This window comes from Streptomyces asiaticus (assembly GCF_018138715.1).
GTDB classification, from domain to species: Bacteria; Actinomycetota; Actinomycetes; order Streptomycetales; family Streptomycetaceae; genus Streptomyces; species Streptomyces asiaticus.
Genome location: NZ_JAGSHX010000006.1, coordinates 2,096,914 through 2,114,626 on the forward strand (window position 1 = coordinate 2,096,914; position 17,713 = coordinate 2,114,626).

General features: G+C 71.0%; 15 protein-coding genes. 8 read left to right on the plus strand and 7 right to left on the minus strand.

Annotated features, from left to right (window positions below; all coding sequences use genetic code 11):
* Positions 1–52 precede the first annotated feature (52 nt).
* The 3 genes from acnA to KHP12_RS16515 form a co-directional block, all read right to left on the minus strand.
* A complete protein-coding gene (gene acnA / locus KHP12_RS16505; RefSeq protein WP_086882843.1) occupies positions 53–2,770 on the minus strand; it encodes an aconitate hydratase AcnA in 2,718 nt (905 codons plus the stop codon).
* A 307-nt stretch (positions 2,771–3,077) separates the two neighbouring features.
* Entirely contained in the window at positions 3,078–4,163 is a 1,086-nt protein-coding gene (locus KHP12_RS16510; protein ID WP_211833110.1) for a hypothetical protein, read from the minus strand.
* 92 nt (positions 4,164–4,255) lie between these two features.
* Positions 4,256–4,660 carry a hypothetical protein gene (locus KHP12_RS16515; RefSeq protein WP_143678087.1) on the minus strand — a complete coding sequence of 135 codons (405 nt, stop codon included), beginning with the start codon at positions 4,658–4,660 and terminating at the stop codon, positions 4,256–4,258.
* A 216-nt stretch (positions 4,661–4,876) separates the two neighbouring features.
* Between KHP12_RS16515 and KHP12_RS16520 the strand changes: the two genes are divergently transcribed.
* Both KHP12_RS16520 and KHP12_RS16525 read left to right on the plus strand, forming a co-directional pair.
* Positions 4,877–5,776 (plus strand): LysR family transcriptional regulator, encoded by a 900-nt coding sequence (locus KHP12_RS16520; protein WP_210610019.1) that lies wholly within the window; start codon positions 4,877–4,879, stop codon positions 5,774–5,776.
* 74 nt (positions 5,777–5,850) lie between these two features.
* Complete coding sequence (locus tag KHP12_RS16525) at positions 5,851–6,408, plus strand: Uma2 family endonuclease (protein WP_211833111.1); 558 nt, start codon at positions 5,851–5,853, stop codon at positions 6,406–6,408.
* Between the two features lie 13 nt (positions 6,409–6,421).
* Here the strand turns inward: KHP12_RS16525 and KHP12_RS16530 are convergent, their stop codons facing one another.
* Both KHP12_RS16530 and KHP12_RS16535 read right to left on the minus strand, forming a co-directional pair.
* Complete coding sequence (locus KHP12_RS16530) at positions 6,422–6,781, minus strand: GntR family transcriptional regulator (protein ID WP_086884167.1); 360 nt, start codon at positions 6,779–6,781, stop codon at positions 6,422–6,424.
* A gap of 1 nt (position 6,782) precedes the next feature.
* Positions 6,783–7,769, minus strand: a complete 987-nt coding sequence (locus tag KHP12_RS16535) for an SdpI family protein (protein ID WP_246643126.1) — start codon at positions 7,767–7,769, stop codon at positions 6,783–6,785.
* A 132-nt stretch (positions 7,770–7,901) separates the two neighbouring features.
* Here KHP12_RS16535 and KHP12_RS16540 point away from each other — a divergent pair, with 132 nt between their 5' ends.
* Both KHP12_RS16540 and KHP12_RS16545 read left to right on the plus strand, forming a co-directional pair.
* Positions 7,902–9,431: a helix-turn-helix domain-containing protein gene (locus KHP12_RS16540; RefSeq protein ID WP_037959016.1), complete on the plus strand. Its 1,530-nt coding sequence runs from the start codon at positions 7,902–7,904 to the stop codon at positions 9,429–9,431.
* A 232-nt stretch (positions 9,432–9,663) separates the two neighbouring features.
* Positions 9,664–10,095, plus strand: coding sequence for an ester cyclase (locus tag KHP12_RS16545; RefSeq protein WP_167442806.1), 432 nt, complete (start codon positions 9,664–9,666; stop codon positions 10,093–10,095).
* 105 nt (positions 10,096–10,200) lie between these two features.
* On the opposite strand, the gene KHP12_RS16550 is transcribed toward KHP12_RS16545, so the two are convergent.
* Entirely contained in the window at positions 10,201–11,067 is an 867-nt protein-coding gene (locus KHP12_RS16550) for a LysR family transcriptional regulator (RefSeq protein ID WP_245010186.1), read from the minus strand.
* A gap of 103 nt (positions 11,068–11,170) precedes the next feature.
* Positions 11,171–11,749, minus strand: coding sequence for a catalase family protein (locus tag KHP12_RS16555; protein ID WP_086886262.1), 579 nt, complete (start codon positions 11,747–11,749; stop codon positions 11,171–11,173).
* A gap of 471 nt (positions 11,750–12,220) precedes the next feature.
* On the opposite strand from KHP12_RS16555, the gene KHP12_RS16560 reads away from it, so the two are divergent.
* Genes KHP12_RS16560 through dgoD form a run of 4 tightly spaced genes read left to right on the plus strand, consistent with a single transcriptional unit; the run spans position 12,221 to position 17,709 of the window.
* Entirely contained in the window at positions 12,221–14,917 is a 2,697-nt protein-coding gene (locus tag KHP12_RS16560; RefSeq protein WP_372455304.1) for a DUF8189 domain-containing protein, read from the plus strand.
* A 50-nt stretch (positions 14,918–14,967) separates the two neighbouring features.
* Entirely contained in the window at positions 14,968–15,738 is a 771-nt protein-coding gene (locus KHP12_RS16570) for an SDR family NAD(P)-dependent oxidoreductase (protein ID WP_211833113.1), read from the plus strand.
* A 37-nt stretch (positions 15,739–15,775) separates the two neighbouring features.
* Positions 15,776–16,567 (plus strand): FadR/GntR family transcriptional regulator, encoded by a 792-nt coding sequence (locus KHP12_RS16575; RefSeq protein WP_245010185.1) that lies wholly within the window; start codon positions 15,776–15,778, stop codon positions 16,565–16,567.
* A complete protein-coding gene (gene dgoD / locus KHP12_RS16580; RefSeq protein ID WP_211833114.1) occupies positions 16,564–17,709 on the plus strand; it encodes a galactonate dehydratase in 1,146 nt (381 codons plus the stop codon). Before KHP12_RS16575 ends, dgoD begins: the two co-directional genes overlap by 4 nt.
* Positions 17,710–17,713: the final 4 nt, after the last annotated feature.

A 17,713-nucleotide genomic window follows, 5' to 3' on the forward strand; every position in this document is an offset into this window, starting at 1 on the left:
GGGGGTGCGGCCCGTCGTCGCCGCCGTGAGCCGCTGAGCCGCTGAGCCGTGCTTACTTGCGGATCAGCGAGCGCAGCACGTACTGCATGATGCCGCCGTTGCGGTAGTAGTCCGCCTCGCCGGGGGTGTCGATGCGCACCTTGGCGTCGAACTCCACCTCGCCCGCCTTGACCTTCACCGTCTCCGGGATGCCGCCCTCGTTGAGCGCGGTGACGCCGGTGATGTCGAAGGTCTCCTCGCCGGTCAGGCCCAGCGACTGCGCCGAGGCGCCCTCGGGGAACTGGAGCGGCAGGACGCCCATGCCGATGAGGTTCGAGCGGTGGATGCGCTCGTACGACTCGGCGATGACGGCCTTGACGCCGAGCAGCGCGGTGCCCTTCGCGGCCCAGTCGCGGGACGAGCCGGAGCCGTACTCCTTGCCCGCCAGGATGACCAGCGGGGTGCCGGCCGCCTGGTAGTTCTGCGAGGCGTCGTAGATGAAGGAGACCGGCCCGCCGTCCTGGGTGAAGTCGCGGGTGAAGCCGCCCTCGGTGCCAGGCGCGATCTGGTTGCGCAGCCGGATGTTGGCGAAGGTGCCGCGGATCATGACCTCGTGGTTGCCCCGGCGGGAGCCGTAGGAGTTGAAGTCACGCCGCTCGACACCGTGCTCGGTGAGGTACTTGCCGGCCGGGGTGTCGGCCTTGATCGCACCGGCCGGGGAGATGTGGTCGGTGGTGACCGAGTCGCCCAGCTTGGCCAGGACGCGGGCGCCGGTGACGTCCTCGACCGGGCTCGTCTCCATGGTCATGCCCTCGAAGTACGGGGGCTTGCGGACGTAGGTGGACTCGGCGTCCCACTCGAAGGTGTTGCCGGTCGGGATCGGCAGCGCCTGCCACTGGGCGTCACCGGCGAAGACGTCCTGGTAGGACTTGTTGAACATGTCCTCGCCGATGGCGTTGGCCACGACGTCGTTGACCTCGGCCTCGGTCGGCCAGATGTCCGCGAGGTAGACCGGCTTGCCCTCCTGGTCGGTGCCCAGCGCGTCCGTGGTGATGTTCACCTTCATCGAACCGGCGATGGCGTACGCGACGACCAGCGGCGGGGATGCCAGGTAGTTCATCTTGACGTCGGGGTTGATCCGGCCCTCGAAGTTCCGGTTGCCGGAGAGCACCGAGGTGACGGCGAGGTCGGCCTCGTTGACGGCCTTGGAGACCTCGTCCGGCAGCGGGCCGGAGTTGCCGATGCAGGTGGTGCAGCCGTAGCCGACGAGGTTGAAGCCGACCTTGTCGAGGTAGGGGGTCAGGCCCGCCTTGTCGAAGTAGTCGGTGACAACCTTCGAGCCCGGGGCCAGGGTGGTCTTGACCCACGGCTTGCGGGTCAGGCCCTTCTCGACCGCCTTCTTGGCCACCAGCGCGGCGGCGACCATGACGTACGGGTTCGAGGTGTTGGTGCAGGAGGTGATCGCGGCGACGGTGACGGCGCCGTGGTCGATCTCGTACGTCGAACCGTCGGGGGCGGTGACCTGAGTCGGCTTGCTCGGCACGCCGTTGGAGACGGCCGGGGCGTCGGAGGCCGGGAAGGACTCCTTGCCCGCCTCGTCCTCCTCCGCCTCGGCGACGTAGTTACGGACGTCCTGGGCGAACTGCTGCGCCGCCTCGGCGAGCACGATGCGGTCCTGGGGGCGCTTGGGGCCCGCGATCGACGGGACGACCGTGGAGAGGTCGAGCTCCAGCTTCTCGGAGAAGTCGGGCTCGGCGGCCGGGTCCAGCCAGAGGCCCTGCTCCTTGGCGTACGCCTCGACGAGCGCGAGCTGCTGCTCGCTGCGGCCGGTGAGCTTCAGGTACTTGATCGTCTCGTCGTCGATCGGGAAGATCGCGGCGGTGGAGCCGAACTCCGGCGACATGTTGCCGATGGTGGCGCGGTTGGCGAGGCTCGTGGCCGCCACACCCTCGCCGTAGAACTCGACGAACTTGCCGACGACACCGTGCTTGCGCAGCATCTCGGTGATGGTCAGCACGAGGTCGGTGGCGGTGGTGCCGGGCTTCAGCTCACCCGTCAGCTTGAAGCCGACGACGCGCGGGATGAGCATCGAGACCGGCTGGCCGAGCATCGCGGCCTCGGCCTCGATGCCGCCGACGCCCCAGCCGAGCACACCGAGGCCGTTGACCATGGTGGTGTGGGAGTCGGTGCCGACCAGGGTGTCCGGGTACGCCTGGCCGTTCCGGACCATGACGGTGCGGGCCAGGTGCTCGATGTTGACCTGGTGGACGATGCCGGTGCCGGGCGGTACGACCTTGAACTCGTCGAACGCGGTCTGGCCCCAGCGCAGGAACTGGTAGCGCTCCTTGTTGCGCCCGTACTCCAGCTCCACGTTCTGGGTGAAGGCGTCGTTGGTGCCGAACTTGTCGGCGATCACGGAGTGGTCGATGACCAGCTCGGCCGGGGCGAGCGGGTTGATCTTCGCCGGGTCGCCGCCGAGCTCCTTGACGGCCTCACGCATGGTGGCGAGGTCGACCACGCAGGGCACACCCGTGAAGTCCTGCATGATCACGCGGGCCGGCGTGAACTGGATCTCCTGGCTGGGCTGGGCCTGCGAGTCCCAGCCGCCCAGCGCGCGGATGTGGTCGGCGGTGATGTTCGCGCCGTCCTCGGTGCGGAGCAGGTTCTCCAGCAGCACCTTCAGGCTGTAAGGGAGCCGGGCCGACCCCTCGACCTTGTCCAGCCTGAAGATCTCGTACGATTCGTCGCCCACCTGCAGGGTGCTGCGGGCGTCGAAGCTGTTCGCCGACACGACAGTCTCCTTCATGCATGATTTCGCGCGTACCACCGCAATGCTGCCGTCACATGCCCGCGCCGATCCGCTAAGGTATGGCTAAGTTAGGTAAGCCTTACCGGCGCGGGGCGACAGTGTGCCTTCCAGCAGATATCTCGATGTCGAGATAACTCTAATACATCGCCCCCGCGCGGTCATGCCCTGCCCGGGTGACCGCTCTCATCTGCTCGAGGCGTTTACCCGGTGACGTTCCGCGGCCGGTGCCGGCGAGGTGCCGGGCCTCGCGGCGAGACCGGGCACCGGGTCTCTTCAGGCTGCGGGGCGCCTAGGCGACCGTCAGAGTCACCGGCCCGCCCGGCATCGGGGTGCCGTTGGGGAAACCGAAGGACGAGGACTTGCCCGCCTGGTCGGACAGGCGCACAGCGATGGTGTACGCCCCGGGGGCCACGCCGGAGGGGAGCGGGAAGGAGAGCGTCAACGGGCCACCGAAGGTCAGTGGGGCACCGCCGGACGCGGCCGGGATCCGCTGCCCCGAGGAGTCGATCAGGTAGAGGTCGTAGCCGTTGACACCCGCGGTGGTGCCCGAGACGTTGACGGTGAGGCGGATGTCCGTGAAGTGGTCCGTTGCCGGGATGGTGGTGGGCGTGAGCGTGGCCCGGTCGATCTCGGGCAGCACCGTGTCGGGTGCCGAAGCGATCGTCAGACCGGTCTCCGGTGCGCCGAACTCCGAGCCGTACAGGGCGACGTTCCCGGCGTGGTCCGTGATGATCACGCCGGTGATGTGGCAGGTGAAGACCCGCCGGGGCACGTCGTAGTTCACCGAGACGGTCCCGTCCGCCGCGGTCGTCGCCGTGGTGGAGGTCTGCCGGCAGCCGTTGACACTGTCGGTGGTCACGACCGCCGACACGACCTCGCCCTGGCCCCCGTGGGGCCGGAAACCGACCTTGATCGTCCGGGCGCCGTGCCAGGTGTCGACCGGGTTCGGTGTCGCCGTGAAACCGTCCGCGGAGAGCACGTCGTCGGAGGTGACGTGGACAGGCGCGGCTGAGAGGCCGCTGTAGGCGCTGGTGTTGCCCGCGTTGTCGGTGAGCTCGACCCGCGAGACGGTCCACGTGCCCGATGCCGCGTGCGCGGGGAAGGTCACGGACACGCGGCAGGACCCGGCGTACGTCTGGCCCCACTCGATGTAGCCACACCCCTGGTAGCCCGCGTACCAGGTCCAATCGATCGCGAATGAGCCGGTCAGGCGCTGCCCGCCGGGGCCGGTCACCGTCAGGGTGCCGCCGGAGACGCCGGCCTGGGGGTCGTGCACATCGAGGTCGTAGGTCATGGTCGACGAGCCCTCGCCGACGTAGACGTACGGCTGCCGTTCGTTGTCCACCACGAGGTCGTCGTAGGTCGGGCCCCGCACGTCGGCGAGCGTTTTCGCCTCGAAGGTGTTGTGGAACGCGCTCAGCCGGGCGGCGTCCCAGTCCAGCGAGGTGCCCTGGTGGTCCCAGGCCTCTAGGGCCTGTCTGGAGTTGTGATCTGGATCAGGGAGCGGGGCGTGGTGCGTGCGATCGCAAGGCGCCGGAAGGCCCTCGTAGCGGAGCTACTAGGGCGTTTCGGCAACGCGGCGAGCGTGCGTGCCACGCCCCGCGAGCCCAGATCACAACCCCAGACAGGCCCTAAGCGGGTGACGGCCCAGGTGACCGACGTCCCGGCCGCGTACTGCGGAACGGCCAGGGTCCACTCATAGGTGGCCTTCTGAGGCGTCGAACCGGGCACCACGGTGATGTCCTGGCCACTGGAGCCCACGTCATAGGTCCCGACCAGCGGCACGCCCAGGTACGTACCGGCCGTCGCGCCCTGGCGGCGCAGGTAGACCCGCGCGCTCATGCCGTCGGTCTCCGGGGTGGTGTCCGTCATCGTCCAGCGGAGCGTGACGGTCTCGCCGCGATCATCCGTCTCAGTCGTCTGCGCAACTCCGGTCCCCTCATTCTGTTTTGCGCTGTCCCCGTACTCGGGGTAAGCGGACTGTAACAGCGCAATCACTCATCCGTTCGACTTCGGCCGTGTTCCCCCGGCTTCACCGGTAAGGGTGATCGCCGACTGAGCGGCCCGCGCCACCGCGATACTGCTGCCATGGACCCGCATCTGCTCCGCACGTTCATCTCCGTGGCCCGCTGCGGATCCTTCTCCGACGCCGCCCATGAGCTGGGCTTCACCCCCGCGGCGGTCTCCGAGCACATCGCGTCCCTGGAAGCGGATCTGCGGACGTCGCTGCTGACCCGGCGGCCGGTCATGCTCACCAGCGCGGGCGCCCGGCTGCTGGAACACGCCGGTCCGCTGCTGCTCCGTCTGGACGCGGCGCGGGCCGACGTCGAGCGGCTGTCGGGGTCGGGCGCCGCCCGCCTGGTGGTGGGTGCCTCGCCGCTGACGATGACCCCGAGAATCGCCGCGGCCCTGGACCGGGTGCGCCAGGCGCATCCGGCCACCAAAGCGTCCCTGCGGGTCCTCGGCCGCCGGGAGATCCCGGCCGCGGTGGCGTCCGGGACCCTGGACCTGGGACTGATCGACGGCCCGGCCACCCCCGCCGACGCGCTGCCGCTGCCCGAGGTGGGCCCGCTCACCGCGGTCACGGTCGCGGAGGCCCCGCTGGTGGTCGCCCTGCCCACCGGCCACCCCCTGGCCCGCCGCCTCGGCCTGCGGCTGGCCGACCTCGCCGACGCCCAGTGGCTGGACGCCCCGGACGCCGCCATGCCGCTGGAGCAGCTGCGCGCGGTCAGCCGGACCGACGGCTTCCGTACCTCGCTGACGTACGAGGGCACCGATGTCCGCGGCCTCCTCTCCCTCACCGCCGCCGGCCACGGCCTGGCCCTCCTCCCCCACCCCGCCACCAAGGGCACCCCCGGCATCGTCACGTCGCCCTTGATCGCCCCCCGCCTCCTCCACCGCACCGAACTCCTCCACGGCCCCGCGGTCGACGGCCCGGCACGGACGCTGGCGGCGGTGGTGACGGGGGATCGTCACCGGTACGGGTGATCCCCGGGCCGGAACCCCGCACGCCACGTATCGGCCGCGATAGACCTCGCGTTCCGACACTCAGTGAAGGGCCGATGAGCACACGACCACCCGCATACCCGGCCGACGATCCCGAGACCGCCCTCACGTACGCGGTCCAGCGCATCCGGGGCTTCGACCGCGTTCAGGTCATCGAGGGATTCATCGAACCGCTGTCGCCGGCCTGGGATCACGAGGGCACGATCGCGAAACTCCGGGAGCGCATCGCGCCCAAGGTGCACGCCCTGGGCTGCATGGCGGGATCAGGCGACCTGGACCTCCCCGGCACCCCCAACTGGTTTGTGCCGGACCTCGCCGTCGTCCCCCGGGAGCTGGCCAAGGGCGCCGGAGCCCTGCTCCCCGACCAGACCCTCCTGGTCGTCGAGGTGACCTCCGACTCGAACGGAGACACCGACCGGGTCGTCAAGCGGCGCCGCTACGCCGAGTACGGCGCCCCGCTGTACCTCCTGGTCGACCGGCAGCAGCGCGCCTGCACGCTCTACTCCCTGCCCGGGAACCTCGGTTACACCAAGATGGACGGCCTCCGCCCCCTCGGCACCCCGCTCCCGCTCCCGGAGCCGTTCGACCCGGAGCTGGACACCTCCAAATTCTGAATTCTGATGAGCCTCAGCCGCCCGCGAGGCGGGTTCTGACCAGGGCCAGGACCTCCTCGTCGGAGAGGCCCAGGGCGCGGGCCTGGTCCACCAGGCCCTGGACGCCCTCCAGGAGCCCGGCGCGGGCCCTGGGCTGGTCGCCGGTGACGACCGCGCCGCGGCCTCGGCGCAGTTCGATCAGGCCCTCCTCGCGGAGCCGCTGGTAGCCGCGCAGGACCGTGTGGACGTTGACGCCGAGGGATTCGCCGAGCGCGCGGGCGGCGGGGAGGCGTTCGCCGGGGCGTACGGTGCCGTCGGCGATCGCACCGCGTACCGAGGCGGCGATCTGGTCGGCCAGCGGGACCGCGGAGCCGGGGTCGACGCGGAAGAGCATCTCAGCCGCACTCCCCCGCCGCCGGGCGGTCCCGCTCGATCAGGGTGTTGAGCAGGGCGGCGGCGGTGGCGGCGTCGTCCACCGTCACCGCGAACTCCCGGCCCGTGGTGAGCGTCAGGAACAGCGCGTCGCCGGAGCGGAACACCAGCGCGCTGCCGCCGCCGCGGACCCGGTAGCCCCAGCCGCCGAGACTCAGCGCGGCGGCCTCGCGGCTGGTGGCGCGTTCGATCCGGTCCAGCGATATCCGCACCCGGGGGCGCGGGGCGAACCATGAGGCGACGGCGAGGCCCCGGCGGTCGACGGTCACCCGGCAGCGGGCCAGTGCCGTGCAGACCAGCCCGACGAAGATCAGCAACGCCCCCGTCCCCGAGCCCACGGCGACCAGCACGGCGCCCGGCAGCGCGGTCCCCGCCCCCACGGCGAGCAGCACGGGCGATCCGACGGAGCGCGTCCAGGTGGCCACCTCACCCTCGGCCAGCGGGAGCCGGGGCGCGGCGGCCCCCTTCCCGGGCCCGGCCGCGGACGCCGCGTCCCGGCTCGCGAGCAGCACGCCCAGCGCGCCCATCACGACCGCGACGGCGAGGGCGATGCCCAGTTGCCACAGGGGCAGGGAGACCCGGGAGGCGCGGGTGGCGTCGACGTCGGCGTCGGCGTTGGCGTTGGCGAAGAGCAGGAACGCGAAGGCGTAGCCCAGCAGGCCGGACATCCCGTAGCCGAGGGCGACCGCGAACCGCTGGGCGCCGAGGCCCTTGGTCAGGCGGAGGGTGGGTACGAGGGTGAGGAGGCCGGAGCCGAGGAGGACGGCGGTGACCACCGAGAGGAACGCACCCGTACCGGTGAATCCATCGGCCTTCCCGTCCGCGCCGAAGTGCGTGGCGAGCGGATCCGGCAGCCGGTCGCGCAGCCCGACGAAAGTCGCCACGACCACGGCCCACGCCAGCACAAAGGGCAGAACGACGATGACCGCGCGCCGTCGGACAGGACGCATATCGACCCCTCGCTTCACCATGAGTTTCCCCCCTTGTTTGCATACTAATAGAACAATGCTGAGTGGTGAGATGTCACCCCTTCCGCCTCCCCCTTCGCGTGCGCATCTCATATGTGAGATAGCCTCGTCTCCATGACTGACGACTACCTCTCGCGTATCGGCAAGCTCATCCGTGACGCCCGTCAACACCGGGGCTGGACCCAGTCCCAGCTCGCGGAGGCACTCGGCACAAGCCAGAGTGCGGTCAACCGCATTGAGCGGGGAAACCAGAACATCAGTCTTGAGATGATCGCCAGGATCGGCGAGGCCCTGGACAGCGAGATCGTCTCCCTCGGCTACGCGGGCCCGATGCACCTCCGGGTGGTCGGCGGCCGCCGGCTGTCCGGGGCCATCGACGTCAAGACGAGCAAGAACGCGTGTGTGGCGCTGCTGTGCGCCACGCTCCTCAACGCGGGCCGCACGACACTGCGGAGGGTCGCCAGGATCGAGGAGGTCTACCGCATCCTCGAGGTCCTGGGCAGCATCGGCGTCCGCACCCGCTGGATCAACGACGGCGCCGATCTGGAGATCGTGCCGCCCGCCGAGCTGGACCTCGAGGCCATGGACACCGAGGCCGCGCGCCGGACGCGCAGCGTCATCATGTTCCTCGGCCCGCTGCTGCACCGGATGGACCGCTTCCGGATCCCCTACGCGGGCGGTTGCGACCTCGGCACCCGCACCGTGCAGCCGCATATGACCGCCCTGCGCCACTTCGGCCTCGAAGTGACCGCCACCGACGGGATGTACCACTCCCACGTCGACCGCTCGGTCGCCCCCACCCGCGCCATCGTGCTGACCGAACGCGGCGACACCGTCACCGAGAACGCGCTGCTGGCGGCCGCCCGGCACGACGGCGTCACGGTGATCCGCAACGCCTCGTCCAACTACATGGTCCAGGACCTCTGCTTCTTCCTGGAGGAGTTGGGCGTCAAGGTCGAGGGCGTGGGCACCACGACGCTGACCGTCCACGGCGTGGCCCACATCGACCGCGATGTCGACTACTCGCCCTCCGAGGACCCGGTCGAGGCGATGAGCCTGCTGGCCGCCGCCGTCATCACCGAGTCGGAGCTGACGATCCGCCGGGTGCCGGTGGAGTTCCTGGAGATCGAGCTGGCCGTCCTGGAGGAGATGGGGCTGGACCACGAGCGCGGCCGGGAGTACGCGGCGGACAACGGCCGCACCCGGCTGGTCGACCTCACCGTGCGCCCGTCCAAGTTGCAGGCCCCCATCGACAAGATCCACCCGATGCCGTTCCCCGGTGTCAACATCGACAACGTCCCCTTCTTCGCGGCGATCGCGGCCGTCGCCCAGGGCTCGACGCTGATCCACGACTGGGTCTACGACAACCGCGCGATCTACCTCACCGAGCTCAACCGCCTCGGCGCCCACGTCAAACTCCTCGACCCGCACCGCGTCCTGGTCGAGGGCCCCACCCGCTGGCGCTCCGCCGAGATGATGTGCCCGCCCGCCCTGCGCCCCGCCGTGGTCGTCCTGCTGGCGATGATGGCCGCGCCGGGCACCTCCGTACTGCGCAACGTGTACGTCATCAACCGCGGCTACGAGGACCTCGCGGAGCGGCTGAACTCGATCGGCGCCCAGATCGAGACCTTCCGCGACATCTGATCCGCTAATGCCGCCGCACCCGGTCCAACCTGCCGTTCAGCGGCTCAGGATGGGGTGCGGCAGCGTGCACCCGGGGTCGGAGTGCCCCAACCTCCCACCATGCCGGGAAGGCATCAGGGCGCTCCGATTCGGCATTGGCGGCACGGCCTCCGTCTGCTCGACCATCGGTGTGCGGATGTCCGGTCCCTCCGGACACATTCGGTCGTATCGAGTTGAGCCGGTGAGGAAACACATGAACGAACAGACCCCGCCCCGTTGGGTGACGAGCTATGTCAACGCCTGCAACAGGCACGACTCGCAGGCAGTCGTCGACATGATGAGCGAGGACATCCAGGTCGTCGACACCGTCTTCGGTGGCCTCTTCGAGGGCAGGGCAGCGGTCAAGGCGTTGATCGACGGTATGGACACGAATCTCTCGAGCGACTACGTCTTCGCCCTGGGCAAGGTCGTGGAATCGGGCGACTCCTACTCGTTCGAGTGGGTCCTCTCCGGCACGCATGACCGCTCCAACTCCATCCTGGGGATACCGGCCACCGGCAAGAAGTTCGAGTGCCCCGGCGTCACCATCGGCGTGCGGACCAACGGACTCATCACCGAGAACCGCGACTACTGGAACTTCGCGGGCTTCCTCATGCAGGCCGGCCTCATGCCCTCGCTGGGCTGAACCGCCGGCCACGGCGGATCGTGAGGTCCAAAGCCGATCCACTGACGGTGACGGCCACGGCCGTCACCGTCAGTGTCGGCGCCGCCTGGCGGCCGACGCCGGAGGTCAGTCCGGGCCCGGGCCGAGCATGCGGCGGGAGAGTTCGGCGAACTGGTTCAGCTCGGGCATGGTCCGGTGCTTGCTGTAGGCCAGGGCGACCATGCGCGGCGCGACGCCCTCGAGCGTCAGATAGGCGACATCGTCACGGCGGTAGAAGCCGGCCATGCCGGCCGGCATGACATAACATCCGGCGCCGGAGGCAACACCTTCCAGGCACTCCTCGATCGTCACCGGAAACCGCCCGGCATCCATCTGCGGCGCGAGGGGTTCGCGCGGCAGGCGCCCGCGCCATTCCGGGACGTCCTGCGGGTCCTGCAACAGGACCATGTTCCGCAGGTCCTCGACATGCACTGCCTTGAGCTCCGCGAGCGGATGCCCGCTCGACAGCGCCACCACACGGGGCTCCGGGAAGAGCGGGACCACCTCGAACATGCCCTCCGGCAGCGGCAGTCGGACGTAGCAGACGTCGACCCGGCCATCGATCAGGAAGTCGACCTGGTCGGTGATCGAGGTGTGCACGACCTCGATGTCGAGTTGCGGCGCCATCGCGGCGAACTCCCGCACGATGGGGGTGACGACGATGCCCGGCATGAAGCCAATGGCGAAGTGGTTCACCTCCCGGTTCGCCATCCGCACCCGCCGCTGCACCGCCTGTGACATCGCCAGCATCGGCCGGGCGTCCTCCAGCAACTGGTGTCCCGCCCGCGTCAGTACAGTGCCCTGCCGGTCCCGCAGGAAGAGGACCACGCCCAGATCCTCCTCCAACGCCCGGATCTGGCGGCTGAGCGCCGGCTGGGTCATATAAAGACGGCTCGCCGCTCGCACGAAGCTGCACTCCTCGGCCACGGCCACGAAGTAGCGCACCCGGCGCATATCGAGGTCCATGAGGCTCATGCTAGCCGCGCAAGCGCTGGCATATGCCGAAATGGCTTCAGCGAGCGGTAGTCCGATGACGGCGCCTTACGGACAGGATGGGTCAGGGAGCAACGTCCCGGTTGCGCCAGCTGAGCGAATAGGCTGCCCGGCGAGCGCGCATCAATTCCCCGAGAGGCCGATGCTCCGGTGCCGCGATCCAAGGGTTGAAGCTGCTCTTCTCGACGGTCTCGGCGAATGCCTTGTCCGGTGCTTGCCGAGGCACGCGCAGTCGCCCCACGGTGAGCCACGGCGCGTCCCAGTGGACCGACGAGTCTTCGATCGGCGTACGACTCTCATCCTCGAAGAACTGGGCTTGGAAAAGGAACTCCAAGTCGTCGTCCGCGAGTCGCGTATGGATGTCGGCGGCCAGATCCTTGCGTCCTTTTTTGTTGATCGTCGTGGAGGCGGCGCACAGTTTCAACCGGGCCGCGTACTCGCCGAATGTGATGGGCATGATGCTGAAGAAGTCATGCGTGGCGAATCCGCTGAACGGCTTCGCCATGTCCCGGAAGTTCACGACGGCACTGCGTGTCATCTGTGGCTTCGTTGCGACCTTACGGAGAGCGGCTCCGGGCGCGCTCGTGGAGAGATCGACGATTCCCACGACGTCCGCGCTGCCGCCGACCTTCAGGGTCGGCATATTCTGAGACCTCGTCAATGTTCAGGTGGTTTTTCAGGTTGTTCAGGCGGAATTCACCGTCTCCCGCCGAGCATTGCGGTCGACGACACGTCACGCCAATGCCGATTGCCCGAGCCGTCATGCCGATCGGGCATGGCAGCAGCATGGTGCGGTTCTCCTCAACCTCGGCCCCTCGGCCCCTCGGCGACGAGCCGCTCGACCAGCTCCTGCACCCTCGCCGGGCAGTCCGCCGCACCCCAGTGCGGCGGAGGGCTGTTTAAATAAATTAGGAATAATTCTTGACAGGGTTTCGGCCGCGGGCCACAGTCTTCGCCGTGACGCCGACGACGCCCTGTCCGAGGGCGGCCGCGTCATGTCTCCTTCCTGCTTCCCAACCCTATGGAGAGGCACGTGACTTCACCCCCGCCCGCCGGCCCGCCCACACGGAGACCCCGCCACCGCACCCTCACCCGCGGCGCCGTCGCGACCGCGATCGCCGTGGTCCTGGCGACGGCCGCGGGCCCCACCGCCACGGCCGCGCCCGCCGCGGACCAGAAGGCACCCACCGTGGACCAAGGAGCGCCCGACTACTACGACAGCGGGCTCGCCCCGACGCCCTACATGGGCTGGAACACCTACTACGCCCTGGGAGCGCCCACCGAGAAGGAGGTACGCGCGGTCGCCGACAAACTCGTCAGCAGCGGGTTGCGCGACAGCGGGTACGACATCGTGTGGCTGGACGGCGGCTGGCAGGCCGACAACCCGCGGGACGCGCGGGGCCGGCTGGCGGCCCACCCGGACCGCTTCCCCTCCGGGATCCCGGCCCTCGTCTCCTCTCTGCACCAGCGCGGTCTGCGGGCCGGTGTCTACACCGACGCCGGCACCTACGACGGCGGCAAGAGCTGCGGCCTCGGCAGCCGTGGCCACTACACCGAGGACCCACGGCAGTTCGCGGACTGGAAGATCGACGCGATCAAGGTCGACTTCCTGTGCGGTATCGGCGAGAAGCTCGATCCGGGCCCGGCCTTCAAGGAGTTCGGCGACGCGGTCGCGAAGTCCGGACGCCGGATGCTGCTGAACCTGTGCAATCCCCTCACCGACGACTGGGGCCTGCCGCACACGCCCGAGCAGGACGCGCACAACGCCTACGCCTACGCCTACGCCCCGACGATCGCGGACTCCTGGCGCACCGGCACCGACATCGCCTGGAGCACCCCGAGCCCCGGACAGTGGCCCAATGTGCTGCGCAACATGGACGCCAACGCCTGGCACCCCGAGGCGCAGGGCCCCGGTCACTACAACGACCCCGACTACCTCATCCCCATGCGCCGCATGGCCGACGGCTCGCTGGAGCTGACGGAGGAGGAGTCCACCACGCAGCTGGTGATGTGGGCCGAGATGGGCTCCCCGCTCGTCATCGGCTCCGACCCCCGCACCCTGTCCGACGCGATGCTCCGGACGCTGCGCAACCCGGAGATCATCGCCGTCGACCAGGACCCCCTGGCCGTCCAGGGCGTGCGGGTGGCCACCGACTCCGTCGGCGACGTCTACGGCAAGGTCCTCTCGGGCCACGGCCGGAGCGCCGTCGTCCTGCTCAACCGCTCGGACCGGCCCGCCGAGCGGACGGTGAACTTCTCCGACGTGGCGCTGGGCGGCCCGGTCACGGTCCGCGACCTGCGCGCGCGTGCCGACCGCGGGACGCACACCGGGTCGTACACCGTCGAGGTGCCGGCGCACGGCACCGCGTTCCCCACGCTCACCGGCGCGGACGCCCTCCCCGGCGCGGACCTGGGCGGGAAGACCTCGGCGAGCCCGGCCGTCGTACGCGACGGCGACGCGCTGATCACCTTCTTCCGCGGACCGGGCGGTGCCCTCGTCCAGCACACGGACGACGGCGGCGACGGCGGGCCGCGGACGAAGGACCTCGGCGGCCCGGCGCACGGAAAGATACTCGGACAGCCCTCCGCGCACGCCTCGGCGGGCGGGCGGATCGACGTCTTCGTGCGGGGCGCCGACTCCGGGGCGTACCGGCGGGTCTTCGCGCACGGGCGCTGGGGCGGCTGGCAGGACCTCGGCGGGAGGCTGACCGACGCCCCCTCGGTGGCGTTCACCGACGGGACGCACTGGACGCTGACCGCGCGCGGCGCCGACGGGCGGATCACCCAGCGGGGGCCGTCGTCCGGCTGGTCGTCGCTCGGCGCGCCGGGCGACCGGCCCACGTACGGCAGGCCGTCGGCGGTCGTGGACGCGCGGGGGCGGGTCCATGTGGCCGTCCGGACCTCCGCGGACGAGGTGTGGAGGCGGTCGCGCGACGCCTCCGGGCAGTGGTCGGAGTGGAGTTCGCTCGGCGGGACGGTGAGCGGCAGCCCGACGCTGGTCGCCGTGGGCGACGCGGTGGTGCTGTACGCGCGGGCCGGTGACTACACCCTCTGGCAGCGGCGGTACGGACACGGCGGCTGGCAGGGGTGGGCCAAGCGGCAGGAGTTCCCCGGCGCCGCGTTCGACGGTGCGCTCGGGGCGGTCCCGGGCCCGGACGGCGCGGTCGACGCCGTGTACCGCGGGGTCGACGGCTCCGCGGGCGGCGGCGCGCGCGTCGACCACGCGACGATCGCCCGCACCGACGTCGTCTGGCCCAGCGACAACACCGCGCCGCTGGACCGGCTGGCTGTCCAGTACGGCTTCCTGCACGCCCACGCCCCGCACGTGATGAGTTCCTGGGTCACCGACGCTCCCGGTGTCTTCGACCCCCGGCCGCGCAGCCTCGCCTTCCGCTTCGTCACCGCCATGTGCGGGGTTCTGGGCATCGGCGCCGACCTGCGCCACTGGGACGCCGGGCAGCGCGCCGAGGCCGCCCGCTGGATCGCCCGCTACAAGGAGGTGCGCGATGTCATCCACCTCGGCGAGGCCCGGCTCCTGGGCAGCCCGCTGGACGCCACCTGCGGGGTGCAGTACGACGGTCCCGACGGACGCACCGTCGTCGCCGCGCTCGGCACCGGCCGCCTGGGCGGCGCCCCGCTCGTCCCGGGGCGTCCGGCCCGGCTCCGGCTGCGCGGCCTCGACCCGGCCGCCCGCTACCGGGACGCCGCGTCGGCGACCGCCTACAGCGGCGCCCATCTGCTGCACTACGGGCTGCCGTTCGCCTGGAGCGCCGGGCACGACGCGGAACTGGTGGTCCTGACCCGGCAGTAGAGCCCTTGCCCCCGCCCCCGCCCGAAGTCCAGCGAAGGAGCCCGACCCCGATGGAACAGCCCCGCCGCCACGGTGACCGCTTCACCGACCGCACGGCCGTGGTCACCGGAGCCGCCTCCGGCATCGGCGCCGCCACCGCCGAACGCCTCGCCCAGGAGGGCGCCGCCGTCGTGCTCGCCGACATCGCCGAGGAGCGCGGCGCGGCGGCCGCCGACCGGATCGCCGAGGACGGCGGCCGCGCCCGCTTCGTGACCGCCGACGTCTCCACGGAGGAGGGCTGGCAACGGATCGCGGCGGCCGCCCGCGGCTTCGGACCTGTCGACGTACTCGTCAGCAATGCCTACACCGTCGACGTCACCCCCGCCCACGAAACGTCCCTGGACTCCTGGCAGCGGCAGCTCGCCGTCAACCTCACCGGCGCCTTCCTCGGCTTCCGGGCCGTCCTGGACGATCTGCGCGCCCGCCGCGGAGCCGTCGTCCTGACCTCGTCCGTCCACGCCCACAAGGGCATCCCCGGCCACCCGGCCTACGCGGCCTCGAAGGGGGCGCTGCTGTCGCTGTGCGGGCAGCTCGCCGTCGAGTACGGCCCCGAGGTGCGGGTCAACGCGGTGCTGCCCGGCCCGATCCTGACGGCGGCCTGGGACCGGGTCTCCGCCGAGGACCGCGCGCGCAGCGTCGCCGAGACGGCGGCGGGCCGGTTCGGCACCCCGGAGGAGGTGGCCGCGGCCATCGCCTTCCTCGCCTCCCACGAGTCCTCGTACATCACCGGTGCGAGTCTTCTCGTGGACGGCGGCTGGAGCGTCGTCAAGCCCTCCGCATGACCACCGCGATCAGCTCGCACCAGAAAGGCAGTACGACATGACGCCCTACGCCCGCCGCGGCGTGCACGGCCAGACGGTGGAGGCACTCGCCCGCCGCGTCCTGAGCGGCGACCTCCCCGAGGGATCCACCCTGGACCTGGTCGCCCTCCAGAGCGAACTGGATGTCAGCCTCACCGCCCTGCGCGAGTCGCTGAAGGTGCTGGCCGCCAAGGGGATGGTCGACGCCCGGCAGAAGCGCGGCACCTTCGTGCGGAGCCGTTCGGACTGGAACCTGCTCGACGCCGACGTGCTGCGCTGGCAGTTCGAGAGCGACCGCACCTCCGACGCCGACAGCGCGCTGCTGCGCAACCTCGCCGAGGTGCGCGGCATCATCGAGCCGGCGGCCGTACGGCTGGCCGCCGAGCGGCGCACCGACGCCGACCTCGCCGCCCTGGACGCCGCCGTGGACGCGATGGGGCAGGGCGGCTCCGACGCCGCCCACGCCGTCGAGGCCGACCTCGCCTTCCACCGCGCGCTGCTCGCCGCCACCCACAACGAACTCCTCGAACGCATGGAGATGGTGATCGAGTCGGGCCTCGCCTACCGCGATCGCATCGTGCACAGCTCCCCGCACAGCGAGGATCCGGTCCCCGCCCACCGCGCCGTCCTGGACGCCGTGCGCGACCGGGACCCGCGGGCCGCCGAGGCCGCCATGCGGGCCCTGCTCGACCAGGCCGGCCGCGACCTGGACCGGATCGGCGGCTCCCCCGACCCCGGCGGCTCCCCCGACCCCGGCGGCTCCCCCGACATCGGCTCCCACAACGACACGGAAGGGCCCACCGGCCAGTGAAGATCACCCGTATCGAGACCTTCCTCGTACCGCCGCGCTGGCTGTTCTGCCGCGTCGAGACCGACGACGGCGTGGTCGGCTGGGGCGAACCCGTGGTCGAGGGGCGCGCCGAGGTGGTGCGCGCCGCCGTCGACGTCCTCGCCGGCTACCTGGTCGGCCAGGATCCGCTCCGCATCCAGGACCACTGGCAGGTGCTCACCAAGGGCGGCTTCTACCGTGGCGGACCCGTCCTGTCCAGCGCCGTCGCCGGCCTCGACCAGGCCCTGTGGGACATCGCGGGCAAGACCTACGGCGCCCCCGTGCACGCCCTGCTGGGCGGCCCCGTGCGCGACCGCGTCCGGGTGTACGCCTGGGTCGGCGGCGACGAGCCCGCCGAGCTGTCCGAGCAGATAGCCGCGCAGGTCGAGGCGGGGTTCACGGCGGTGAAGATGAACGGCGCCGGGGCGACCTCCCCGATGCCCACCGCGGCCGAGACCGCCGCGGTCGTGGACCGCCTGGCCGCCGCCCGTGAGGCGCTCGGCCCGGACCGCGATGTGGCCGTCGACTTCCACGGCCGCTTCACCGCCGCCGGGGCCCGCCGCGTCCTGCCCGAACTGGCCGCCCTCCACCCGCTGTTCGTGGAGGAGCCGGTCGTACCCGAGCACGGCCATCTGCTCCCCGGCCTGGTGGCCGCGAGCCCGGTGCCCCTCGCCACCGGTGAACGGCTCTACGGCCGTACGGAGTTCCTCCCGGTCCTCGCCGCGGGCATCGCCGTCGCCCAGCCCGACCTGTCCCACGCGGGCGGCATCTCCGAGGTCCATCGCATCGCCTCGCTCGCCGAGACCTACGGCGCCCAGCTCGCCCCGCACTGCCCGCTCGGCCCCATCGCGCTGGCGGCCAGCCTCCAAGTCGCGTTCGCGACGCCGAACTTCCTGATCCAGGAGCAGAGCCGCGGCATCCACTACAACAAGGAGGCCGATCTGCTGTCCTACCTCGTCGACCCCGAGCCGTTCCGCTTCGTGGCCGGCCATGCGCCACGCGGCGACGCCCCGGGCCTCGGCATCACCATCGACGAGGCGGCCGTGCGCGCGGCCGACCGCACCGGGCACGCCTGGCGCAACCCGGTCTGGCGGCACCCCGACGGCTCGTTCGCGGAGTGGTGACGGC